This window comes from Arthrobacter sp. BI5 (assembly GCF_056680065.1).
This window is the reverse complement of the sequence record NZ_CM155264.1, coordinates 1,913,208-1,935,904: the sequence shown is the minus strand read 5'-3', so window position 1 is coordinate 1,935,904 and position 22,697 is coordinate 1,913,208. Positions and strand designations below refer to the sequence as shown.

The following is a 22,697-nucleotide window of genomic DNA, read 5'->3' as shown; positions in this document are numbered from 1 at the left end:
ATTAGTTGCCGGTCAGCTTCTCACGCAGAGCGGCAAGCGCTTCGTCCGATGCAAGCGTGCCTGCACCGGTCTCGGCTGCGGCCGGCTCGGAGGAGTAGCTGGTGGTGCCGGAGTCGCTCTCGCCGGACGTTGCAGCGGCAGCGTCGTCGGCAGCGTGCTGGGCAACCTGCTTCTTGTGGGCTTCCCAGCGGGTCTGGGCGTCAGCGTACTGCTGCTCCCAGGCGGCGCGCTGCGTCTCGTAGCCTTCAAGCCACTCGTTGGACTCCGGATCGAAGCCCTCCGGGTACTTGTAGTTGCCCTCTTCGTCGTACTCAGCGGCCATGCCGTAGAGAGCCGGATCGAATTCGGTGGATTCGGCGTCGACGCCCTCGTTGGCCTGCTTGAGGGACAGCGAGATGCGGCGGCGTTCGAGGTCGATGTCGATGACCTTGACGAACAGCTCGTCGCCAACGGAGACAACCTGCTCGGCCAGCTCAACGTGGCGGACGGCGAGCTCGGAGATGTGGACCAGGCCTTCGATGCCGTCTTCAACGCGGACGAACGCGCCGAACGGAACCAGCTTGGTGACCTTACCCGGAACAACCTGGCCGAGGGCGTGGGTGCGGGCGAAGGTCTGCCACGGATCTTCCTGCGTAGCCTTGAGCGACAGGGAAACACGCTCGCGGTCCAGGTCGACCTCGAGAACCTCGACGGTGACTTCCTGGCCAACTTCGACAACCTCGGACGGGTGGTCGATGTGCTTCCAGGACAGCTCGGAAACGTGAACCAGGCCGTCTACGCCGCCCAGGTCCACGAAGGCACCGAAGTTGACGATGGAGGAAACGACGCCCGGACGAACCTGGCCCTTTTCCAGCTTGTTGAGGAACGTGGAGCGGACCTCGGACTGGGTCTGCTCGAGCCATGCACGGCGGGACAGCACAACGTTGTTGCGGTTCTTGTCCAGCTCGATGATCTTGGCTTCGATCTGCTGACCGATGTACGGAGCAAGGTCGCGCACACGGCGCATCTCGACGAGGGATGCCGGCAGGAAGCCGCGCAGGCCGATGTCGAGGATAAGACCACCCTTGACAACCTCGATGACGGTACCGGTGACGACGCCGTCTTCTTCCTTGACCTTCTCGATGTCGCCCCAGGCACGCTCGTACTGAGCACGCTTCTTGGAGAGGATCAGACGGCCTTCTTTGTCTTCCTTGGTGAGCACCAGGGCTTCGACCTGATCGCCAACGGAGACGACGTCTCCGGGATCAACGTCGTGCTTGATGGAAAGCTCGCGGGAGGGAATGACACCTTCGGTCTTGTAACCGATGTCGAGCAGAACTTCGTCGCGGTCGACCTTGACGACGGTACCTTCGACGAGGTCCCCGTCGTTGAAGTACTTGATGGTCGCGTCGACTGCTGCGAGGAAGTCCTCAGCGGTACCGATGTCGTTAATGGCGACTACGGGGGTACCGGGCTTCTCGGTGGAGGTGATGGTCATGTAGTAGGGGCTCCGTTGTGGATAGTTAGTCGGTCAGGCAGACCGTCGCGCCCGCGTCGGCGACACGGGCAAAGAACACGGCACATCAAAGGCGATCCGCCGGGTCATCCTGATTCTGTGGATTTGGTTGCGCACACGTAGTACACGCCCGTTTAGTCTAGTCGTTTACAGCAACGCCGGTCAAAGCGCAACGGTGCCCGCGGCCGCCGCCTAGAAGTGCGTGAGGCAGTGCGGCGGGCGTTCGACGGCGAACATGCGGGCAGCGAGGAACGCCGCTCCCGGCGTTTGTTCGCGGATCCGCCCCGAGGCGGCCAGCGTGACGGGGTGCACTCCCCCAAGGTAGATCGAGGACAACGCCGCTACGTCCAGTTCGAGGTCGACGCCGGCGCCGTCCGCTTCCGTGACGACCGCTGCGCCCTGGTTGACGTCCAGGGCGAACGTCCCGCCGGTCAGGCCGAGCGGATCAGCCACCTTCAGCACCAGCTTGCCGTCGGCCGGGTAGTGGCGGGCCGCCAGTGCCTTGGGCACATCGAGTATCCGCAGCCAAAGCATGTCACGGGCCTCTGAGGCGTCAACGCAGCGCGGATCCCCGAGGGCCCAAGGCAACGGATCGTCAACCGGCGCCTCGTCCCAGGTCACGCGTTCGACCAGGTCAATGGCGCCAAGATATTGCCACAATTCCAGGTAGGCGTGCCGGGTGGCCGCCACCAGGTCGACGACCTCCATCGTGTACGGGGTGCTGGCCCAGCCACCGAACTTGTAGGACACGTAGCCGTCCACCTCGCCGTCGGGGCCGTAGTGCAGCGCGACCTTGACCTTGGGGTCCTCTCCGTCGTCCCGGCTGATGGAGCCCGAGGCGAACTGCCGGTAGAACTCGTGCCGGTCAATGGAGCCCGGGGTGAGGCGGTGCAGGCGGTCGAAGATCACCGGAGCCAGTTCGAGGAGGACCTTGGGGTCGGCCACCTCGACGCTGCCGGCCGGGGTGTGGTTCAGGACGAAGCGGGCACCGGTGTCGACCTTGATCGACTGTTCCGACGTCGCGACTCCGTATCCAAAGCGGCCGTAGATGGACGCTTCCGAGGCGGTCAGGGCGGCCATCGCCAAGCCCTCCCGCTGTGCGAGCCCGAGTTCCTCGGCCATCATGCGGCGCAGCAGTCCGCGGCGGCGGTGCGAGGTCCGCACGGTCACGGCAGTCACGAGCCGGGTGTCCAGGAGCCGCCCAAAGCCAATGTTGAGCGTCTTGGTCATCGTGCCGAACGTCGCCACCGGCACGTCGGGACCGAGTGCGTGGTCGGCGACGGGCCCGGTTTGATAGACCCCGGTCATGACGCGCCCGTCGGTGCGCTGCATCTCGATGCCCTTATCGACCCGTTCGTCGCTACGGCGGGCGTCGTGGAAACCGAAGGCTACCGCCCGCATCCACGCGACGGACTCCGGGTACGCCGGGTCGTCCTTGGCCGCGGGCTGGAATCGCCTGATCTCATACTGCTCTGCCACGTGCTTTTCCCCCTGGAATCCCTGCAAACTTGAACGGGCCTAGTGCCCTGCCTCGAACCAGCTGGACCCGATGCCGATCTGGACTTCGAGCGGCACCGATAGCTGCGCCGCGGCGCCCATCTGCTCCGTCACGAGCTTCTCGACCGCGTCGCGTTCGCCCTCGGCGACTTCGAGCACCAGTTCATCATGGACCTGCAGCAGCATGCGCGATTTCAGGCCCTGCTCGGCCAGCGCGCCGGAGACGCCCAGCATGGCCCGCTTGATGATGTCGGCCGCGGAGCCCTGGATCGGCGAGTTGAGCGCGATCCGTTCGGCGTTCTCGCGCAGCTGGCGGTCGGTGCTGGTCAGGTCCGGGAGGTACCGGCGGCGGCCCTCGATGGTGGCGGTGTACCCGTCGATCCTGGCCTGGTCGACGACGCCGCGCAGGTAGTCGCGGACGGCGCCGAACCGGTCGAAGTAGTCCTTCATGAGGGTCCGTGCCTCGTCGACGGAAATCTCCAGTTGCTTGGACAGGCCGAACGACGTCAGACCGTACGCCAGGCCGTAGGACATCGCCTTGACCTTGGATCGCATCGCGCTGGTGACCTGGTCCGTGGGCACATGGAAGATGTTGGACCCCACGAACCGGTGCAGGTCTTCGCCGTCCTTGTACGCCTGGATCAGTCCGGCGTCACCCGAGAGGTGCGCCATAATACGCATTTCGATCTGCGAGTAGTCCGCCGACAGCAGGCACTCATAACCGTCGCTGACCACAAAGATGCCGCGGACGCGGCGGCCCTCCTCGCTCCGGATCGGGATGTTCTGCAGGTTCGGGTTGTTGGATGAGATCCGGCCTGTGGCGGCGACGTTCTGCGCGTAGGTGGTGTGGATCCGGCCGTCTTCCGCGACGGATTTCTTCAGCGATTCCAGCATCTGGCGCAGCTTCGAGGACTCCCGGTGCGCCATCAGCTGCACCAAAAATTCGTGCCCGGTCTTTTCCAGCAGGTTCTTGAGCGAGGCGGCGTCGGTCGTGTAGCCGGACTTGATTTTCTTGGTCTTCGGCAGGCCCAGCTCGTCGAACAGGACGGTCTGGAGCTGCTTGGGCGAGCCGAGGTTGACCTCATGGCCGATGGCCGCGAACGCCTGCTCCTGGGCGTTGTCGATCACCTTGGCGAGGTCCGCCAGCTGCTCGTCCATGCGCGGCATATCGATGGCGATGCCCGCGAGTTCCATGTCGGCGAGGACCCGGCTGACCGGCAGCTCCAGGGTCATCAGCAGGTCCTGGGCCTTGCGCTCCTTCAGCTCTGCTTCGAAGTACCGGCTCAGGGCCTGGACGACGGCGGCGACGTGCACCAGCGCCCCGGCGGCGGCGGTGTCGCCGTCGAACGCCAGCTCAAGCTGGCCTTCCTTGGCAGCTTCCGGGGAGACCGCGATGTTGAGGTGGTGCTGGGCCAGCTCGGCGAGCTCATAGCTGCGGCGGTCAGGCTGGATGAGGTAGCCGGAGATGGAGGTGTCGTCCACCACGCCCCCAAGTTCCAGGCCGCGGGCGGTCAGCGCCTTCAGGGCGGCCTTAAACCCGTGCATCACCTTGGGTGCCTGCTCGTCGCGCAGCCATGCTGCGAGGACATTTTCGGTGGCGGCGTCCAGGCGGGTGAGGTCGAGGTAGGCGGCGGCGCCGTCGCGGACGATCGCCAGCGCGGCGGCGTCCTCGCCGATCCGGCCGGGCATCAGGTCGACCGCCAGGGCTGAGCGTGTCCCCGCGCCGGCTGCGAGGAAGGCGTTCAGCTCGGCGGCGTCGGCCGGGATAACAAAGTCCGGAGTGTCGAGGCTCTCCCGCTCGGCCTCGGTCACTTCACTGCCGTAGAGGGCGAAAAGCCGGGTGCGGATGGTCTTGAATTCGAGGGCGTCGAACAGCTCCTCGAGCGCGGCCTGGTCCGGCCGCGGGTCCGCGAGGTCCTCCAGCGTGACGGGCAGTTCGAGATCGGTGCGGAGCCGGTTGAGCCGCCGGTTGCGCTTGACGTCCTCCACGTTTTCGCGGAGCGCGTCCCCCACTTTCCCGCCGATCGCGTCGAGGTTCTCCAGGACTCCCTCGAGGCCACCGTAGAGGTTGATCCATTTGGCTGCCGTCTTGGGTCCGACGCCGGGGACGCCGGGCAGGTTGTCCGCGCTCTCGCCCACCAGGGCGGCGAGGTCCGAGTACTGCGCCGGGCTGACGAAATACTTCTCCTGGATGGCGTCCGCGTCCATCCGGGGAATATCGCTGACGCCCTTCTTGGGGTACAGCACAAACACGTTGTCGGTAATGAGCTGGAAGGCGTCCCGGTCGCCGGAGACCAGCAGCACCTCGTAGCCTGCCTTCTCCCCCATCGCGGCGAGCGTGGCCAGGATGTCGTCGGCTTCCCAGCCGGGCATCTTGATGGTCTTGATGCCCCACGCGCCCATGACCTTGTCGATCAGGTCGATCTGGCCGCTCATTTCCCGCGGGGTCTCATTGCGGCCGCCCTTGTAGCCGTCATACTCGGCCTTGCGGTGGGTGGTGTCATCGGAGACGTCGAAGGCCACGGCCACGTGGGTCGGCTTCTGCGCTTTGATCAGGTTGATCAGCATCGAGGTAAAGCCGTGCACGGCGTTGGTGTGCTGCCCGGTGGAGGTAGAGAACTTGTCCGCCGGCAGGGCGAAGAAGGCCCGGAACGCCATCGAGTGTCCGTCCAGCACCAGGAGCCGGGGCTGGTCCGTGATCGGGATGACCGGCGCTTCGGTGGCGGAGACCTCCGGGGTGCTGCGGCGGGGCTTCTTCGCCGGTTCGGCCACGAGCACGGAACCGCCGGCCGCGCCAGCGTTGTCGGTCATGCTGTCAGTTGTGGTGCCTGCGGCAGAAGGGGAAGGGGCCGGTTTGGTAGTTTCGCTCACAGGTGCCAGCCTAGTTCCCATGATCGACAATTTCACGCCCGCCCCGTTCGCCGCTGAACTGGAAGCCGCCGGCGTTCCCGCCGAACTGCACGACTGGCTGGGCCGGATGGGTGTGGGCGCCCTGGTGGTCAAGATGGGGATCCACTTCCTGGAAATGAGTCCGGAACGCACGGTGGCAACGATGCCGGTGGAGGGCAACACCCAGGTGGCAGGCATCCTGCACGGCGGCGCGCACGTGGTACTGGCCGAAACGCTGGGTTCGTTCGCCGCCGGCATGCATGCCGGGCCGGGCCGGCAGGCCCTGGGGATCGACGTCGGCGCGACGCACCACCGCGCGGTCTCCTCCGGCACCGTCACCGGGACCTGCACGGCGATCCACCTGGGCCGCACGCTCACGACGCACGAGATTGTGATGACCGATGAGCAGGGCCGCCGGCTTTCCACCGCGCGGATCACGAACCTGCTCCGCGATATCGCCGGATAAGCAAACGGCCGGCCTGCACCGGGTGAGTCGCCGCCGGCCTGGCCGGCCGGTAGCCGGGCGGCGTGCGAATCAGGCGCCCCCGCCGAGGCGGTAGCGAAGTTCGACGATGCCACGGCCCATAGTCCGCGACGAACGCAGTTCCAGCGGAGCTGTCGGGCGGGCCAGCGGAAGCAGCGGCTTCCCGCCGCCCAGCACCACCGGGATGACCGAGAGGATCAGCTCGTCCAGCAGGCCGGCGTCGGCAAATTGAGCGGCGAGCACCCCGCCGCCAACCACCCAGACGTTGCGGCCCGCGGCGGCGTCTTTCAGGTCCCCGGCGAATTCGGTGACGGGTCCGCGGACGAAGGTGATGTCCGTGCTTTTCGGGGCCGCCAGTTCGTGGTGCGTGAACACCCAGCAGGGGGTGCCGGGGTACGGCCAGGTATCAGGTTCGTGTTCCCGCAGCCAGGCAAAGGTCTCCCCGCCCATCACGATGCACCCGACGTCGGACATAAACGCGTCGTAGCTTTCCTTGCCGCCGGCGAAACCGTCGAACTGAAGCAACCAGTCAAGGTTGTCGTCCGCGGTGGCGATGAAGCCGTCCAGGGAGGCCGCTACGAAGTACTGGAAACCCGGCATGGGCCCAGCGTAGCCATCCGCGGTGGCTTTTCCCAGAGCCCGGGCTTTCCCGGAGCGGGTTTCCAGCACGGCTTAGCGGCCTGGGGCCGCCGGGGCCAACGTCTGCGGGCTACTTGCTGAAGTACGGAATGATCAGGTACAGCCCGAAGAGCACGGCGAGGCCGCAAAGGCCGAAGCACACGTACGAGAGCGGCCGGATCCAGCCGGGCTGGGTGGTCCGCACGTCCCCGGCGATGGCCGTCAGCCGGACGCCCAGCGCGTAGAGGACGGTCACGGTCACGGCGGCTGCGAGGGTGGCCCCCGCTACCTGGACGAGTTCAAGCCACTTCATTTCAGGCCACCCTTGGAGTTGTTGCCGCGGCTGACCGCAGCCGCCTTCTTCTTAGCGAAGCGGATGGCCTGGCCGGCCTCTTCGACCTCGACGGCGTTGTGGTGGCCGACGTGGGATTTCCGCGACGCGATGAACATGTAAATCACGGCTGCCGTGCCGGCGACCGCGGCGATGATGAACCCGACCGTGCCGGTGTGCACCAGCATGGCGGTCAGGGCCCCGACGATCCCGGCGGCCGGGAGGGTGAAGAGCCAGCCGAGGACGATCTTCCCGGCGGTTCCCCAGCGCACCGTGGTGCCGCGCCGGCCCATTCCCGAGCCGATGACCGAACCCGAGGCCACGTGCGTGGTGGACAGGGCAAAACCCAGGTGCGAGGAGGCCAGGATGGCAGCGGCGGTGCTGGTTTCGGCGGCGAAGCCCTGGGCGGGCTTGACGTCGGTGAGGCCGGAGCCCATGGTCCGGATGATCCGCCAGCCGCCGGAGTACGTGCCGATGGCAATGGCCAGGGCGCAGGCTGCGATAACCCAGAGCTGCGGGCCGGAGCCGGGGGCCTGGCTGCCGGCCGAAATCAGGACCAGGGTGATGATGCCCATCGTCTTCTGCGCGTCGTTCGTGCCGTGCGCGAGGGCCACCAGGCTGGACGTGAAGATCTGCCCGGTGCGGAACCCGCCTCGCTTCTGCGTGAGCTTGCTGCCGGTCTCCGGATCGTGCCGCGCGGTCAGGGCGTAGGCGAGCCGGGTGCAGACGTAGGCCACGACAGCCGCGATCACCGGGGCGAAAACCGCGGGCAGGAGGACCTTCTGGAGCACCGAGGCGAAGTTCACCGAGTTCAGACCGATGCCGGCGATGGCGGCACCGATGAGGCCGCCGAAGAGGGCATGCGAGGAACTGGAGGGCAGGCCCTTGAGCCAGGTGATCATGTTCCAGAGAATCGCGCCCATCAGGCCGGCGAAAATGATGTCCGGGGTGATCTGGATGCCGTCGGAGCCTTCGCGGATGATGCCGCCGGACACCGTCTTCGCCACTTCGGTGGACAGGAAAGCGCCCACGAGGTTCAGCACGGCTGCGAGGGCGACGGCGGTCTTGGGCTTGATGGCGCCGGTCGCGATGGGCGTGGCCATCGCGTTGGCGGTGTCGTGAAATCCGTTAGTGAAGTCGAAGAACAGCGCCAGCGTTATGACTAGCGCCACCATTACGGTGATTTCCACCTGTTGCCCAATCTGCAGAGTCGACGGTCAGCAGTTTCATTCCCCGTGGCGGCCTGGTCGGGTCGATGTTCACCGGCTGTTTGGCCGGAGTCACTTGCGCAGTTCACCAAAGCTGTCTTGAAACCTTATAGATCGTACGTGCGAATGGGTGCGGGGCAAAACACGGGCTGTGGGCCGCTCCCGGAGCCGGACCGGCGGCAGGAAGGCCCCCTCCAGATGAAGGGGGCCTCGCCGGCAATTGGTCCGTTGACGGGGTCAGTCCTCGTGCTTGACCTTGTGCACCCGCGTCACCACGGTGGGGCACGGCACGTTCAGCAGCACCGCGTGGGCGGTGGAGCCGAGCACCAGCCGGGAGAAACCGCCGCGGCCGCGGCTGCCGACCACCAGCAGGCGCGCCTCCCGGGCGATGTCTACGAGTGCCTTCGCCGGCTCGGTGTCGGTTTCGAGGCGTTGGTGAACCACCAGGTCGGGGTATTTGTCCCCGAGGCCGGCCACGGATTCGGCGAGGACCACCCGGTCCTCCTCGACGATCGTCTCCGCGAGTCCGCTTTCGGGCAGCTGGTGCTCAACCCAGCGGGCCGGGCTGCGGAAGGCCAGGACCACGGTCAGTTCGTCGCCGCCGCGATCGGCCTCGGCAGCGGCAAACGCCACGGCCTGGAGGGACTCTTCGGACCCGTCCACGCCGACCACCACGCCGCGCTTGCCGGTGCTGCGGGCGCTGGGGATGACGGCCACCGGACTGTCCGAGGCGGAAACGATCTGGAGTGCGCGGTCCGTCATGGGCCCGCCGTCCATCCAGTGCTTGTCGTGGCACCCAACCACCACCATCGAGGCGTCCTTGGACGCCTCCCGCAGTGCCGAGCCGGGGCTGCCGTGCCGGAGCTGGACATCCACGTCCACGTCCGGGGCCTGGTTTTTCGCGTTGGCCTTGGCCTTCTCCAGCAGTTCCATCCCCGACTCGCGGATGAGCTCGTGGTACTGGAAGTCCGGTGACATCCAGCGGTCATCCACGGCGTGGACGCCCAGGACCTGGAGTTTGTGCTGGGCAGCGCGCTCCAGCGCCCACGCAAGCGCGGCTTCGCTGCCCGCCGAGCCGTTGATGCCGACGACAATTGGTTTACTCATGCTGAATCCTGCTCTTTTCCATAGCGTGAACGTGTACGCGACCCCTACGGTGGCCCCCGCAGCGCACCGTCCTGTGACCACTGCTGAGACCGCGGCGGAGACCGCTGTTGGCGGCCGCTGCTGTTGGCATGAATCGCCGGCAGCACCGAGGCTCTGCCGACACTTCAGTGTGCCCCGGCACCCGCCCGCCGGTTAGGGCCTTAAGCCCCGCACGGGGAGGCCCTAGAATCCGGTCGGTTCGGTCTCGAACTCCGGCTCCCGGGGCGGCCCTTCGTGGTGCACCGGGCGCAGCGCGGCCGTCTGCTCGAGCCAGATCAGGGCGTCGTAGCGCTCGCCCATCCGGGTCGGCACGTAGTTCCCCTGCTCCCGCTCCGGGTGGTAGACCACCCCGATCGCGCGGTGCCCGAGCCAAGTGGAAAGCCACGGGCCGGTGCGGTCGTCGCCGAAGTCCAGCACCGCCGGCACGCCCAGGGCCTCGTGCAGGAAATCCTCGTGGCTGCCCGGCCGCGCCGCGGGCACGGGCAGGATCCGCTCCGGCGTCCCCCAGGCATCCGCGGCGATGACCGTTCCCCGGTGGGCGGCGAAGCCCACCAGCACGACCCCCTCCGGGGCGTGCCGCTCGCGCAGCAGCTGGCCCACGTTGACCAGGCCGTCCTGCGCCATGTCCGTGGCCCGGGCATCCCCCACATGCGTGTTGTGCTCCCAGATGATGCCCTTGGAGCCGGTCCCCAGGTGCCGGCTCAGCCGGTCGATTGTGTCCGCCATGTGGTGGTCCCGGACGTTCCAGGATTGCCGGTCGCCGCGGACCATGATGCGGTAGTAATGCTCGGCGTTAGCCGCCACCTCCGCGTTTTGGACGGCGTCGAATGCCTCCTCGTCGTGATCGCCCGGACTGAAGACCCGGCTCCGCACCTCGCTGAGCAGGGCCACGACGTCGGCCTCGCAGGAGTTCGGGACCAGCCGTGTACTCCACGCGTACTGGTGCGGGTCCTCATGGTGCGGCAGGAAGCACTGCCAGGCCCGCATGGCGGCGGGCACGGCGGCGGGCTGGTTCTCCTGGAGCCAGGCGATGATCTCGCGCAGCGAATCCCAGAGCGAGTAGACGTCCAGGCCGTAGAAGCCGACCCGTTCCGGCAGCGGCCGGCGCGAATTCCAGGTCCGCAACCAGTCCAGGAACCCGGCGACTTCCTCGTTCGCCCACATCCAAGTGGGCCAGCGCTGGAACCCCGCAAGCAGCGCATGGACGCCCTGGTCCTGCCCGGCCTGGCCGCGGACCCACTGGTTGATCCGCCAGCAGTCGGGCCAGTCACCTTCCACGCCGATCCAGGTGTAGCCCTGTTCCTCGATCAGCCGGCGGCTGAGCGTGGCACGCCAGGTGTAGAACTCGTGGGTTCCGTGCGAGGCTTCCCCGATCGCGGTGAAGCGGCACTCCCCGGCCCGGCGGACCAGCCCGTCGAGGTCCCGGTCGCTGCGGAGCTGCCGCGCGAGGGAATGGATCTCGCCCAGCACTGCAGCCTTGGTGACGCTGCCGGGTTTCACCGCGGGTCCCCGATGTCGATCCGTTCCAGATGTTCCGGCACCCTGGCCCGCCAGCCCAGTTCGCGTTTGATCCGGATCCGCAGCGCGTCCGCGGCGTCCGGCTCGCCGTGCGTAATGTAGGTCATCCGCGGCGCCTGCGGTGCGGCCTTCATCCAGTTGAGGATGCCGTCCGCGTCGGCGTGCGCGGACAGGTTCTCCAGCTGGATGACTTCGGCCCGGATCATCACGTCCTCGCCGTAAATCCGGACCTCACGCTCCCCCGCGGCGAGTGCGGCGCCGCGGGTGCCGCCGGCCTGGTAGCCGCTGAGGATGAGGGCGTTTTTGGGGTCGGTGCCGTACGCGGCGAGGTGGTGCAGGATCCTGCCGCCGGTGAGCATGCCGCTGGCCGAGATGATGATCATCGGTCCGCCGCGCAGGTTCAGCAGCTTGGAGTCGTCCACGCTGCGGGTGAGCTTGGCGATGCTGTACATGTGCTCGTATTCGTCCCGTTTGAGCCGGTGCTCCTCGGGATGCCGCTGGTACATGTCCGAGGCGTCGATGGCCATCGGGCTGTTGAGGTACACCGGAATGTCCGGGATCGCGTTCTTGCGGCGGAGCCGGGACAGGTAAAGCATGAGAGTCTCGGCCCGTCCGACGGCGAAGGCGGCGAACATCACCACCCCGCCGCGCTTGGCGACCCGGGTAATGATCTCCCCGAGCTGCTTCTCGGGATCCAGGGTGGAGTGTGCGCGGTTGCCATAAGTCGATTCCGTGACGAGCACGTCGACGGGACCCAGCGGCCGTGGCGGGAACATGAACGGATCATCGGAACGGCCCAGGTCGCCGGTGAAGTGCACCGACCGGGAGCCGAACCTGACGTGGACCTGCGCGGCCCCCAGGATGTGGCCGGCCGGCACGAAAGTCATTTCCATGCCCCCGCCAAGATCCAGCGGGTCGTCGAAATCGCGGATCTTGAAGCTGTTCAGCGACCTGACGGCGTCCGCGGCGGTGTACAGCGGCAGCGCCGGGCTGTGCCGGGTGGATCCGCGGTGCGTCGCATACCGGGCCTCTTCTTCCTGCAGGTAGCCGCTGTCCGGAAGGATCAGCTTGCACAGCTCGGTGGTCCCGTCGGTGGCGTAAACCGGCCCGGCGAAGCCGTCCCGGACCAGCGCGGGCACGTAGCCGGTGTGGTCCAGGTGGGCGTGGGTGAGGACGACGGCGTCGATCGAGCGGGGCGGCACCGGGAAGGGCATGCGGTTCCGCTCGCGGCTGCGTTTGTAGCCCTGGAACAACCCGCAGTCAACCAGGACCCGGCGTCCGCCGGCTTCGAGCAAGTAGCGGGAGCCGGTCACGGTGTCCGTTGCACCGAAGAACCGGAGGGTCGGCTGCTCGTGTTTCATGGTGCTTCCGTTCCCGAATCCGTCAAACCCACCTTCCGCGCAATGCGGGCCCCCACCTAGGGCCGAAAGTCACGGCACGCGCCGGCAGCGGGCGGCACGGGCCCCGGCGTCGGCACCGGTAGGCTTTTTGGGGCAGGCTCTCCGGGCAGGCTCTCGGGCCGGAAGGGAAACCGGCTCCGCTATTCCCAGTGGCAAGGACAACGGCATGAACAAGAGATCTTCCCGCGGCGCCCCGGTTTCAGGTCTCCCCTGGGCGGACCGTCCCTGGACCAGGCACTACAGTCCGGGAGTCCCCGCCGACCTCAAGCTGCCCGCGGGCTCCCTCGTGGACCTGATGGATTCCTCCGTCCGGCGCTTCGGCGCCAAGCCGGCGCTGGAATTCTTCGGCGCCCGGACCAGCTACCGGGAACTCGGGGCCCTGATCAGCCGGGCGGCTGCCGGACTGAAGAAACTTGGTGTGAAGCGCGGCGACCGGGTGGCACTGGTCCTCCCGAACTGCCCGCAGCACCTGGTTGCCTTCCACGCCGCGCTGCGCCTGGGCGCGGTTGTGGTGGAACACAACCCGCTCTACACGGACCGGGAGCTGCGCCACCAGTTCGAGGACCACGGCGCCACAGTCGCCGTCGTCTGGGACAAGGCAGTGGATCGGGTGCTGCAGCTGCCGGACGACGTCGGGCTGCGCAGCGTTGTGTCGGTGGATCTGACCGCGGCGATGCCGCTGGGCAAACGGCTCGCGCTGCGGCTGCCGCTTCCGGCGGCCCGCAAGGCGCGGGCCGCGCTCGCCGCCGGCAAGCCCGCGCCCCGGACCCGTGGTGGGGTGCAGCGCACCGTGCTGCCCTGGCGGGACCTCCTCGACGCCGGGGAACTGAAGAAGCGCCACCCGCGGCCCGCCCCGGAAGACCTGGCGGTGCTGCAGTACACGAGCGGCACCACCGGCGAGCCCAAGGGTGCCATGCTGACGCACGCGAACCTGCAGGCAAACGCCGCGCAGGGCCGCGCCTGGGTTCCAGGGCTCAAGGACGGGAGCGAAACCGTGTACGCGGTGCTGCCCATGTTCCACGCCTACGGCCTGACCCTGTGCATGACCTTCGCGCTGAGCATCGGCGCCCGGCTGGTGCTCTTTCCCAAGTTCGACGTCGACCTGGTGCTCAAGGCGTACCGGAAGTCCCCCGCGACCTTCCTCCCCGCGGTGCCGCCGATCTATGACCGGATCGCTGCCGCGGCGGCCCGGCAGGGCATCAGCCTCAAGGGCATCCGCTTCTCCATTTCCGGGGCCATGAACCTGCCGGCCGCGACTGTGGAGACCTGGGAGAAGGCCACCGGAGGCTACCTGATCGAGGGTTACGGCCTGACCGAAACCTCCCCCATCTCCGTGGGCAACCCGTTTGGCCCCAGCCGCAAACCTGGCACGGTGGGCGTCCCGTTCCCGCTGACCGACATCCGCGTGGTGGATCCGCAGAACGTCCGGATCGACCGCGCCCCGGGCGAAGCGGGCGAGCTGCTGATCCGCGGGCCGCAGGTCTTTACCGGCTACTGGAACCGGCCGAAGGAGACCGAGGAGGCCCTGCTGGAGGGCGGCTGGTTCCGTACCGGCGACATTGTCTCGGTGGACAAGGACTACTTCGTCACGATCCGGGACCGGATCAAGGAACTGATCATCACCGGCGGCTTCAACGTCTCGCCCACCGAGGTGGAGGACGTCCTGGCCGGATACCCCGGCATCGCCGAGGTCTCGGTGGTGGGGCTCCCCCGGCCCGGCGGCGGGGAGGACGTCGTCGCGGCGGTCGTGGCGGCCCCGGGAAGCACCGTCGACCCGGCGGCCCTGCTGGCGTTTGCGCGCCGGGAGCTGGCGGCCTACAAGGTCCCCCGCCGCGTGGTGGTGATGGACGTGCTGCCGCGCTCGCTGATCGGGAAGGTGCTGCGCCGGGAGATCCGGGACATGCTGGTGGCCGGCCGCCGGGACGACGCTGCCGGCCGCTGACCTGCGCTGACGGTGGCAGGGCCGGCTGCCGGGTCGCTGGGAACCCGGCAGCCAGCGGTCCCATCACATGCTTCCGGGACGCGGCCCTGGCTGTTGTTCCGCGGCGGGACGGCGGCGGTCCGGTGACGGGCCTCCGCCTGAAGAAGTTGATGGTGGTGCAAGGATGCGGGACGGACCTTGGGAAAATCTGGATCGCCGCCCGCCGTCGGCGCCGTCCTTTTGCTTGCGGCGCTCCGGGCAAGCTGATAGGCCTGTCATAAGAGGACAGGTAGGGTGCCTAGAGGTAGTTGTGCCCGCCGCCGGGTTACCGGCGGCGACTGCAGAAGGGAAGTTGTCGTGACTCGTAAGACTCCGCACGTTGAAGAAACGAACGAAAAAGACCTGGAGGTCGGCGACGGGCCGAAGCACTGGGCCGCCGGCGTCCCGGGCGTCTACCACTCCATGAAGCCTGCCATCGAGCAGATGGGGCTGAACCGCACGCGCAAGACTGTCATGTCGATGAACCAGAAGGACGGTTTCGACTGCCCCAGCTGCGCCTGGCCGGACCCGCACCACCGGAAAGCCTTCGAGTTCTGCGAGAACGGTGCCAAGGCCGTCACCTGGGAAGCGACGCCGGTGGTCATCGCGTCCGAGTTCTGGGCGGAGCACTCCGTGAGTGAGCTCCGCAACCACTCGGATTACTGGCTGGGCATGCAGGGCCGGCTGACCGAGCCGGTCTACAAGCCCGCCGGCGAGGACCACTACAAGCCGGTCAGCTGGGATGACGCGATCCGGATCATCACGGACAAGCTCAAGGGCCTCGCATCCCCCGACGAGGCGTCGTTCTACACCAGCGGGCGCACCTCCAACGAGGCCGCCTTCCTCTACCAACTGCTGGTCCGCGGCTACGGCACCAACAACCTGCCGGACTGCTCCAACATGTGCCACGAGTCCTCCGGTTGGGCCATGGGCCAGACCATCGGCATCGGCAAGGCAACCGTCAATTTCGACGACTACGCGGATGCCGACCTGATCATCATCATGGGCCAGAATCCCGGCACCAACCATCCGCGGATGCTCACCGAACTGGAAAACTGCAAGGAGAACGGCGGCGAAATTGTCGCCGTCAACCCGCTCCCGGAGGCGGGCCTGCACCGGTACAAGAACCCGCAGAAGGTCAAGGGCATCATCGGCCGCGGCACCCCGATCGCCGACCAGTTCCTGCACATCCGGATCGGCGGGGACATGGCGCTGCTGCAGGCCGTCTCCAAGCGCGTGCTCGACGCCGAGGCCAAAAACCCCGGCACCGTGCTGGACCACGACTTCCTTGCCGAGCACTGCGAAGGCCTCGAGGAGCTCAAGGAGCACCTGGCCCTGCTGGACGAGGCCGCGGTGCTGGAAGCGACCGGGCTGCGCACGGAGGAGATCGACGAGCTTGCCGCCCGTTACTTGAAGGCCGACAAGGTCATCATCACCTGGGCCATGGGTATCACGCAGCAGAAAAAGGGCGTGGCAACCATCAAGGAGATCATCAACCTGCTCCTGCTGCGCGGCAACATGGGCAAGCCCGGCGCGGGCGCGTCGCCGATCCGCGGGCACAGCAACGTGCAGGGCGACCGCACCATGGGCATCTGGGAACAGATGCCGCAGTCCTTTATGGAAGCCCTCGGCGAGGAGTTCGACTTCGAACCGCCCCGCGAGCACGGCGTGGACGCGGTCGAGACGATCAACAGGATGCAGGAAGGCGAGATTAAGGTGTTCATGGCCGTCGGAGGCAACTTCGTCGGCGCCATCTCGGACACCAACGCCGCGGAGGCGGCCGTGGCGGGGACCGAAATGTCCATCCAGGTCTCCACCAAACTGAACCGCTCCCATGTGGTCACCGGCGCGGAGGCCCTGATCCTGCCGACCATGGGCCGGTCCGAGATCGACATCCAGGAATCCGGCGAGCAGTTCGTCTCGGTGGAAGACACCGTCTGCGCGGTGCACCCCTCATGGGGCAGCGTGGAGCCCGTGTCGCACCACTTGCTCTCCGAACCCGCCATCCTGAGCCGCCTGGGCAAGGCCCTCGTGGGCGACAAGATCAGGGCCGACTGGGACGGCTACGAGAAGAACTACGACCTGATCCGGGACCACATCTCACGGGTTGTGGGCGGCTGCAAGGACTACAACACACGGATCCGCCAGGAAGGCGGCTTCATCCTCGAAAACGGTCCGCGTGATTCCCGGACTTTCCCGACGCCGACTGGCAAGGCCGTGCTCACCGTGAACGAGCTCGAACACGTGGAGCGTCCGGAAGGCACCCTGATCCTGCAGAGCATGCGCTCGCACGACCAGTTCAACACCACCATCTACGGCCACAACGACCGCTACCGGGGCATCAAGAAGGGCCGCCACGTGGTGTTCGTGAATCCGGACGACCTCACCGAACTGGGCCTCGCGGACGGACTCTTCGTGGACATCCACGGCGAGTACCAGGACGGCGTCGAGCGCGTGCTGCGCAAGTTCCGCGTGGTCTCCTACCCGACGGCGCGCGGCTGCGCGGCCGCCTACTATCCGGAGGCCAACGTGCTGGTGCCGCTGAACCACACGGCCGAGGGCAGCAACACCCCGATCTCCAAGGCCGTGATTGTCCGGCTTGAGCCCAGCCTGGACCAGTCTCCGGACAGCCCGGCCCGGCTCCATGCAGCCCCGGGAGTCACGTTGCCGGCCTAAACCACCGCGCCAAACCGGACACAGGAAGGCCGCGCCCCCAACGGGGACGCGGCCTTCCTGCTGACCGGCGGTGGTGCCTTCCGGGTGCTACTGGGCGCGCTTGGCCCAGCCCTTTTCGTCCGGGCCGCCGGCCTCGCCGTGTTCGCACAGTTCGAGGACCTTGTTCGACGCGGCGTGCACCGCTTCGTCGGTGCTCTTGCGGCCGTTGGTGGACGCCGTTCCGGCGGCGTAGCCGACGATGAACGCGCTGATGGCATCGGCGTGCGGTCCGACGGCCTTCAGGGATTCGTCGGCCACCTGGACGATTTTCTCGTGGTCCACTTCCAGGTCCAGGATCTGCAGGGCCTGGATCAAGCGGGCGCTCCAGTGCCGCAGCGAGCTGTCTTCGTCTCGGGGCAAAGTCATGTGCTACTCCTCATCGTCGGGTGCTTCGGTGGATCGGCTATCCCTCAAGGGGTAGCACCGATTCCGGCCAATGTGCAACGCGACACAAGGAACCCCGCCAATAACCTGCGGCCAGCCGGGTCAGCTCCACAGGGCGACGTGGAACTTTGAGCCGCGGCGCTCCAGCCCTCGTGAACCGCCGTGGGCGACCATCGCCGCCGTGGCATCGGCAGTGCCGACGAACCGCTGCAGGGTGTGGGCCATGGTCGTGGTCCTGTGCTGGCCCAGCGTGCTGGCCCACCACAGGCCGGCGACCGGGGTTCCGGCCACGGGCAGCCGCACCAGCGCGCCGCGGTGGACCTCGGCCCGGACGATGTGCGCCAGGGCCAGCATGGTCCCCTCCCCTGCCCGCACGGCAGCAAGGGCCTCTGTCTCGCTGCTGAGCCGAATGATTTCCGGCGCCACGTCTAGCGACGCGAGCCAGCGGCCCTCCTCCGAACCCGGCAGGATTCCCGCCGGCCCGGCGAACCACGGCCGGCCCAGCAGGCGCCGGATGGCGATCGGGCCGTGCAGCCGGCCAAGGGGGTCGGCCGCGGCCGCAACAAAGACCCGCTGGTAGCGCAGGAAAGGGACCGATTCCAGGCCGGATTCGGCGGCCGGGACACCCGCAGGCGCCGGCGGCCGGGCGCCAAGGGCAATGTCGTAGGCCCGCTCCAGCAGAAGCCCGGCCAGATCCTCGGCGGCTTCGGCGACCACGTCCACCGAGGCGCCGGGGACGCGTTTGGTGAACAGGTCCAGCAGCCGGCCGGCCGCGTGCTCGGCAAACGGCGCGGTGGCGGCGATCTTGAGCCGCCCGGCGTCGTTCTTGGCGTTACCGACCTCCCAGCGGGCCTGGTCCGCGAGCCCGACAATGTCCTGCGCATAGTCCGCCAGGGCCCGGCCGCCGGGCGTCAGGGTGATCCCGCCGGCAGCCCGCGTAAACAAGGGATCGCCCAGGTCCTGCCGGAGCGCCGCCAAGGCCGCGGACACCGCGGGTTCGCTGACGCCCAGGGTAGCCGCGGCCGCATGGAGGGAGCCCAGGCGCGCCACCAGCGCGAACGTCCGCAACTGGCTCAACGTCATCGGCACGGCTTCATAACCTTTCGCTTATGACGATGTTGACACCCCCGCCGGGGCGGGGCAACACTTGCGTTAAATCGGCGCCGGGCGACGTTGCCCGCGCCTTGGAGTGAGGTGGGACCATGCAGATTCCGGCTCCATTCGACTACGTTCGGGCCACCACGGTGGAGAACGCGCTCGAGCTTCTGGCACGCCACGGACCTGAGTCCCGGGTCGTCGCCGGCGGCCACAGCCTGCTTCCGATGATGAAGCTCCGGCTCTCGCGGCCCGAATGGCTGATCGACATCAACGACCTCTTCGAACTGGACTTCATCCTGCGCGACGGCGGGGAATTGCGCATCGGCGCCCTGACCCGCCACAGCACGCTGCTGGAATCGGAGGAGATCGCCGGGCTGTTCCCGATTGTCCGGGACGCCGAACAGGTGATCGCCGACCCGGTGGTTCGCAACCGCGGGACCATCGGCGGCTCACTCTGCCAGGCCGACCCGGCCGAAGACCTCTCCACGGTGTGCGACGTCCTCGGTGCCCAGGCCGTGATCCGCGGCCCCGGCGGCGAGCGCACGCTGGCGATGCGCGACTTCCACCGCGGCCCGTACCAGACCGCCGTCGGCCAGGACGAACTGCTGTGCGAGGTCCGCCTGCCGATCCGGCCCCGCTCGTCCAGCGCGTACGAGAAGGTGGAGCGGCGCGTGGGCGACTGGGCCGTGGGGGCCGCTGGCGCGGCGGTGACGCTCGAGGAGGACGGCCGCATTGCCGACGCCGCCGTCGGGCTGACCGCCCTGGGCCTGGACCACACCGTCGCGGAAGCCGCCGCGGCACTGCGCGGCAAGCACCCCTCCGAGGAACTGTTCGCCGACGCCGGGCGGCTGGCCGCCGCAGCCTGCGACCCGGTAGCGGACCAGCGCGGACCGGTCGACTACAAACGGCACCTCGCCGACGAACTCACCCGGCGGGTCCTGCGGCAGGCCTGCGCCCGCGCCGCCCGGACAGCCGCCCAGACGCAGGAAGGCTGAAGCGCATGCAGATCAGCATGACCGTGAACGGCAACGAAGTCAGCAGCGAAATTGAGCCGCGGGTGCTCCTGGTCCACTACCTCCGCGAGGTGCTGGGGCTGACCGGCACCCACTGGGGCTGCGACACCAGCAACTGCGGGACCTGCGTGGTCCTGATGGACGGCCAGCCGGTAAAGTCCTGCACCGTCCTCGCGGCGATGGCCGCCGGGCACGACATCCGCACCGTCGAGGGACTCGCCACCGGGGCCACGCTTGACCCGGTGCAGCAGGGTTTCATGGAGGAACACGGGCTGCAGTGCGGTTTCTGCACGCCGGGCATGATGCTCACCGCCCGGGCCCTGCTGGACAAGAACCCGCACCCGGACGACGGCGAGATCCGGCAGGCCATCTCCGGGCAGATCTGCCGGTGCACCGGCTACGCGACAATCGTCCGCTCGGTGCAGTGGGCCGCCGCCCATCCGGCGTCCGCCGCCGGCGGGGCCGAGGGAGCCGACGAAGTCCTCGACGGGACCGACACCGTGGTGGCGGACGTCGCCACGGAAACCCAGGACGCAGAGGTGAAGGCATGACTGTCATCCACGAGCGGGAGAGCAACCCCGCCGCCGGCGACGCGGACCGGCCGATCGGTTACGGCCGCATCCAGCGCAAGGAGGATCCCCGCTTCGTCCGCGGCAAGGGCCACTACCTCGACGACCTGGTGCTGCCCGGCATGCTGCACGGCGCGATCCTGCGCGCCCCGGTGGCGCACGCCCGTCTGGTGTCGATCGACACCACCAACGCCCTGGCGCACCCCAAGGTCCTCGCCGTCATCACCGGCAAGGACCTGGAGGGCCTCAAGCTGGCCTGGGCGCCGACACTCTCCGCCGACGTGCAGGCGGTGCTGGTCACGGACAAGGTCCGGTTCCAGGGGCAGGAGGTCGCGTTCGTCGTGGCCGAGGACCGCTACGCCGCCCGCGACGCGCTGGAACTGATCGACGTCGAATACGACGTGCTGCCGCCGCTGGTCGACGCGCGCAGGGCCCTCGACGCCGACGCGCCCCTCATCCGGGACGAAATCGAGGGCCGGACGGACAACAAGATCTTCGACTGGGAAATGGGCAGCGCGGCGGAGACGGATGCGGTGTTCGCGGGCGCCGACGTCGTGGTCAGCCAGGAGATGGTGTACCCGCGGGTGCACCCGGCCCCGATGGAGACCTGCGGCGCCGTCGCCGATTTCGACCCCATAGACGGCAAGCTCACGCTCTACGAGACCACCCAGGCCCCGCACGCGCACCGGACCCTCTTCGCGATCGTGGCCGGCATCCCGGAGCACAAGATCCGGATCGTCTCCCCGGACATCGGCGGCGGCTTCGGTAACAAGGTCGGCATCTACCCGGGCTACATCCTGGCCGTCGTCGGTTCCATCGTCACCGGCAAGCCGGTCAAGTGGATGGAGGACCGCTCCGAGAACCTGATGTCCACCTCCTTCGCCCGCGACTACATCATGAAGGGCGAGATCGCCGCGACGAAGGACGGGAAGATCCTGGCGCTGCGCACCGACGTGCTGGCCGACCATGGCGCGTTCAACGCCACCGCCCAGCCCACCAAGAACCCTGCCGGTTTCTTCTCCATTTTCACCGGCAGCTACGACCTGCAGGCCGCCTACTGCAAGGTGACCGGCGTCTACACCAACAAGGCGCCCGGCGGGGTGGCCTACGCCTGCTCCTTCCGCGTCACCGAGGCCGTGTACCTGGTGGAGCGGATGGTGGACATTCTGGCCCGGAAGCTGGAGATGGACCCCGCGGAGCTGCGGCTGAAGAACTTCATCAAGCCCGAACAGTTCCCCTACGCCAACAAAACCGGCTGGGTCTACGACTCGGGCAACTACGAGGCGGCCATGCGGCTGTCCATGCAGCTGGCCGGCTACGAGGACCTGCGGCGCGAACAAAAGGAGAAGCGCGCCAGGGGCGAGCTGATGGGCATCGGAATCTCCTTCTTCACCGAAGTCGTCGGCGCCGGGCCCCGAAAGCACTTCGACATCGTCGGCCTGGGCATGGCCGACGGCGCCGAACTGCGGGTGCACCCCACCGGCAAGGCCGTCGTGCGGCTGTCGGTGCAAAGCCAGGGGCAGGGCCACGAAACCACTTTCGCCCAGATCGTTGCGGAGGAACTCGGCATCCCGCCGGAGAACATCGACGTCGTCCACGGCGACACGGACCAGACGCCGTTCGGCCTGGGCACCTACGGGAGCCGCTCGACGCCGGTCAGCGGCGGCGCCGTGGCGCTCGTGGCGCGCAAGGTGCGGGAAAAGGCGAAGCTGATTGCCGCGGCCATGCTGGAGACCCGCCCGGAGGACCTGGAATGGGAAAAGGGCCGCTGGTTCGTCAAGGGCGACCCCAGCGCGGGGAAGACCATCGAGGACATCGCGATGGCCGCCCACGGGACCATGACGCTGCCCGAAGGCGTCGACGGGAACCTCGACGCGGAAGTCACTTACGACCCGCCCAACCTGACCTTCCCCTTCGGCGCCTACATCTGCGTCGTCGACGTTGACCCCGGCACCGGCCACGTCAAGGTGCGGCGCTTCATCGCGGTGGACGACTGCGGGACCCGGATCAACCCGATGATCATCGAGGGCCAGGTCCACGGCGGGCTGACCGACGGCGTCGGGATGGCCCTGATGGAGATCATCGAGTTCGACGCGGACGGCAACAACCTGGGCGGCTCCTTTATGGACTACCTGATCCCCACGGCCATGGAAGTCCCGGACTGGGAGACCGGCTTCACGGTCACGCCCTCCCCGCACCACCCGATCGGCGCCAAAGGGATCGGTGAGTCCGCCACGGTCGGCTCCCCGCCGGCGATCGTGAACGCGGTGGTTGACGCGCTGGCGCCGTTCGGGGTTACCCACATGGACATGCCGTGCACACCGGCCAGGGTCTGGGCGGCCATGCAGGGCCGGGCAAGGCCACCGATCTGA

The 22,697-nt window shown here is 67.9% G+C and carries 17 protein-coding genes; 6 read left to right on the top strand and 11 right to left on the bottom strand.

The annotated features are described in order from the left end of the window. Position 1: 1 nt before the first annotated feature. The 3 genes from rpsA to polA form a co-directional block, all read right to left on the bottom strand. The gene (rpsA, locus tag AC1MED_RS08785) at positions 2–1,477 is read right to left on the bottom strand and encodes a 30S ribosomal protein S1 (protein WP_346958172.1); all 1,476 of its coding nucleotides are present in this window, start codon (positions 1,475–1,477) and stop codon (positions 2–4) included. Between the two features lie 210 nt (positions 1,478–1,687). After that, positions 1,688–2,974, bottom strand: coding sequence for a GNAT family N-acetyltransferase (locus tag AC1MED_RS08780; protein WP_479782997.1), 1,287 nt, complete (start codon positions 2,972–2,974; stop codon positions 1,688–1,690). A 39-nt stretch (positions 2,975–3,013) separates the two neighbouring features. After that, positions 3,014–5,650, bottom strand: a complete 2,637-nt coding sequence (gene polA, locus AC1MED_RS08775; protein WP_479786625.1) for a DNA polymerase I — start codon at positions 5,648–5,650, stop codon at positions 3,014–3,016. A 232-nt stretch (positions 5,651–5,882) separates the two neighbouring features. Between polA and AC1MED_RS08770 the strand changes: the two genes are divergently transcribed. Continuing rightward, the gene (locus tag AC1MED_RS08770; RefSeq protein ID WP_479782996.1) at positions 5,883–6,347 is read left to right on the top strand and encodes a hotdog fold thioesterase; all 465 of its coding nucleotides are present in this window, start codon (positions 5,883–5,885) and stop codon (positions 6,345–6,347) included. 69 nt (positions 6,348–6,416) lie between these two features. On the opposite strand, the gene AC1MED_RS08765 is transcribed toward AC1MED_RS08770, so the two are convergent. The 6 genes from AC1MED_RS08765 to AC1MED_RS08740 all read right to left on the bottom strand — a co-directional run bounded on the left by AC1MED_RS08765 (position 6,417) and on the right by AC1MED_RS08740 (position 12,547). Continuing rightward, complete coding sequence (locus tag AC1MED_RS08765; RefSeq protein ID WP_479782995.1) at positions 6,417–6,965, bottom strand: dihydrofolate reductase family protein; 549 nt, start codon at positions 6,963–6,965, stop codon at positions 6,417–6,419. Positions 6,966–7,074: 109 nt separating this feature from the next. Beyond that, positions 7,075–7,296, bottom strand: a complete 222-nt coding sequence (locus AC1MED_RS08760; protein WP_346958177.1) for a hypothetical protein — start codon at positions 7,294–7,296, stop codon at positions 7,075–7,077. Continuing rightward, a complete protein-coding gene (locus AC1MED_RS08755; RefSeq protein WP_479782994.1) occupies positions 7,293–8,504 on the bottom strand; it encodes an inorganic phosphate transporter in 1,212 nt (403 codons plus the stop codon). Before AC1MED_RS08755 ends, AC1MED_RS08760 begins: the two co-directional genes overlap by 4 nt. Before the next feature lie 255 nt (positions 8,505–8,759). Next, on the bottom strand, positions 8,760–9,629 hold the full coding sequence (locus AC1MED_RS08750) for a universal stress protein (protein WP_346958179.1): 870 nt from the start codon (positions 9,627–9,629) through the stop codon (positions 8,760–8,762). 222 nt (positions 9,630–9,851) lie between these two features. Beyond that, positions 9,852–11,168, bottom strand: coding sequence for an erythromycin esterase family protein (locus AC1MED_RS08745; protein ID WP_479782993.1), 1,317 nt, complete (start codon positions 11,166–11,168; stop codon positions 9,852–9,854). Further along, positions 11,165–12,547, bottom strand: a complete 1,383-nt coding sequence (locus AC1MED_RS08740) for an MBL fold metallo-hydrolase (protein ID WP_479782992.1) — start codon at positions 12,545–12,547, stop codon at positions 11,165–11,167. The genes AC1MED_RS08745 and AC1MED_RS08740 overlap by 4 nt, the downstream gene beginning before the upstream one ends. A 205-nt stretch (positions 12,548–12,752) precedes the next feature. Between AC1MED_RS08740 and AC1MED_RS08735 the strand changes: the two genes are divergently transcribed. Both AC1MED_RS08735 and AC1MED_RS08730 read left to right on the top strand, forming a co-directional pair. After that, complete coding sequence (locus AC1MED_RS08735) at positions 12,753–14,528, top strand: long-chain-fatty-acid--CoA ligase (protein ID WP_479782991.1); 1,776 nt, start codon at positions 12,753–12,755, stop codon at positions 14,526–14,528. A gap of 336 nt (positions 14,529–14,864) precedes the next feature. Next, complete coding sequence (locus tag AC1MED_RS08730; RefSeq protein ID WP_346958183.1) at positions 14,865–17,222, top strand: FdhF/YdeP family oxidoreductase; 2,358 nt, start codon at positions 14,865–14,867, stop codon at positions 17,220–17,222. 87 nt (positions 17,223–17,309) lie between these two features. On the opposite strand, the gene AC1MED_RS08725 is transcribed toward AC1MED_RS08730, so the two are convergent. Continuing rightward, positions 17,310–17,627 carry a DUF6457 domain-containing protein gene (locus AC1MED_RS08725; protein WP_479782990.1) on the bottom strand — a complete coding sequence of 106 codons (318 nt, stop codon included), beginning with the start codon at positions 17,625–17,627 and terminating at the stop codon, positions 17,310–17,312. Between the two features lie 120 nt (positions 17,628–17,747). Then, entirely contained in the window at positions 17,748–18,728 is a 981-nt protein-coding gene (locus AC1MED_RS08720; protein ID WP_479786623.1) for a LysR family transcriptional regulator, read from the bottom strand. Between the two features lie 119 nt (positions 18,729–18,847). On the opposite strand from AC1MED_RS08720, the gene AC1MED_RS08715 reads away from it, so the two are divergent. Genes AC1MED_RS08715 through AC1MED_RS08705 form a run of 3 tightly spaced genes read left to right on the top strand, consistent with a single transcriptional unit; the run spans position 18,848 to position 22,697 of the window. Continuing rightward, positions 18,848–19,738 carry an FAD binding domain-containing protein gene (locus tag AC1MED_RS08715; protein WP_479782989.1) on the top strand — a complete coding sequence of 297 codons (891 nt, stop codon included), beginning with the start codon at positions 18,848–18,850 and terminating at the stop codon, positions 19,736–19,738. A 5-nt stretch (positions 19,739–19,743) separates the two neighbouring features. Beyond that, positions 19,744–20,307: a (2Fe-2S)-binding protein gene (locus AC1MED_RS08710; RefSeq protein WP_346958186.1), complete on the top strand. Its 564-nt coding sequence runs from the start codon at positions 19,744–19,746 to the stop codon at positions 20,305–20,307. Then, positions 20,304–22,697, top strand: a complete 2,394-nt coding sequence (locus AC1MED_RS08705) for an aerobic carbon-monoxide dehydrogenase large subunit (protein WP_479780040.1) — start codon at positions 20,304–20,306, stop codon at positions 22,695–22,697. Before AC1MED_RS08710 ends, AC1MED_RS08705 begins: the two co-directional genes overlap by 4 nt.

What these genes read in the sequence shown, in the direction of transcription:
- AC1MED_RS08710 (WP_346958186.1), top strand. Translation starts at nt 19,744, where the DNA reads ATGCAGATCAGCATGACCGTGAACGGCAACGAAGTCAGCAGCGAAATT.
- AC1MED_RS08750 (WP_346958179.1), bottom strand. Translation starts at nt 9,629, where the DNA reads ATGAGTAAACCAATTGTCGTCGGCATCAACGGCTCGGCGGGCAGCGAA.
- AC1MED_RS08705 (WP_479780040.1), top strand. Translation starts at nt 20,304, where the DNA reads ATGACTGTCATCCACGAGCGGGAGAGCAACCCCGCCGCCGGCGACGCG.
- AC1MED_RS08770 (WP_479782996.1), top strand. Translation starts at nt 5,883, where the DNA reads ATGATCGACAATTTCACGCCCGCCCCGTTCGCCGCTGAACTGGAAGCC.
- AC1MED_RS08760 (WP_346958177.1), bottom strand. Translation starts at nt 7,296, where the DNA reads ATGAAGTGGCTTGAACTCGTCCAGGTAGCGGGGGCCACCCTCGCAGCC.
- rpsA (WP_346958172.1), bottom strand. Translation starts at nt 1,477, where the DNA reads ATGACCATCACCTCCACCGAGAAGCCCGGTACCCCCGTAGTCGCCATT.
- AC1MED_RS08715 (WP_479782989.1), top strand. Translation starts at nt 18,848, where the DNA reads ATGCAGATTCCGGCTCCATTCGACTACGTTCGGGCCACCACGGTGGAG.
- AC1MED_RS08720 (WP_479786623.1), bottom strand. Translation starts at nt 18,728, where the DNA reads ATGACGTTGAGCCAGTTGCGGACGTTCGCGCTGGTGGCGCGCCTGGGC.
- AC1MED_RS08725 (WP_479782990.1), bottom strand. Translation starts at nt 17,627, where the DNA reads ATGACTTTGCCCCGAGACGAAGACAGCTCGCTGCGGCACTGGAGCGCC.
- polA (WP_479786625.1), bottom strand. Translation starts at nt 5,650, where the DNA reads ATGGCGTTCCGGGCCTTCTTCGCCCTGCCGGCGGACAAGTTCTCTACC.
- AC1MED_RS08765 (WP_479782995.1), bottom strand. Translation starts at nt 6,965, where the DNA reads ATGCCGGGTTTCCAGTACTTCGTAGCGGCCTCCCTGGACGGCTTCATC.
- AC1MED_RS08735 (WP_479782991.1), top strand. Translation starts at nt 12,753, where the DNA reads ATGAACAAGAGATCTTCCCGCGGCGCCCCGGTTTCAGGTCTCCCCTGG.
- AC1MED_RS08740 (WP_479782992.1), bottom strand. Translation starts at nt 12,547, where the DNA reads ATGAAACACGAGCAGCCGACCCTCCGGTTCTTCGGTGCAACGGACACC.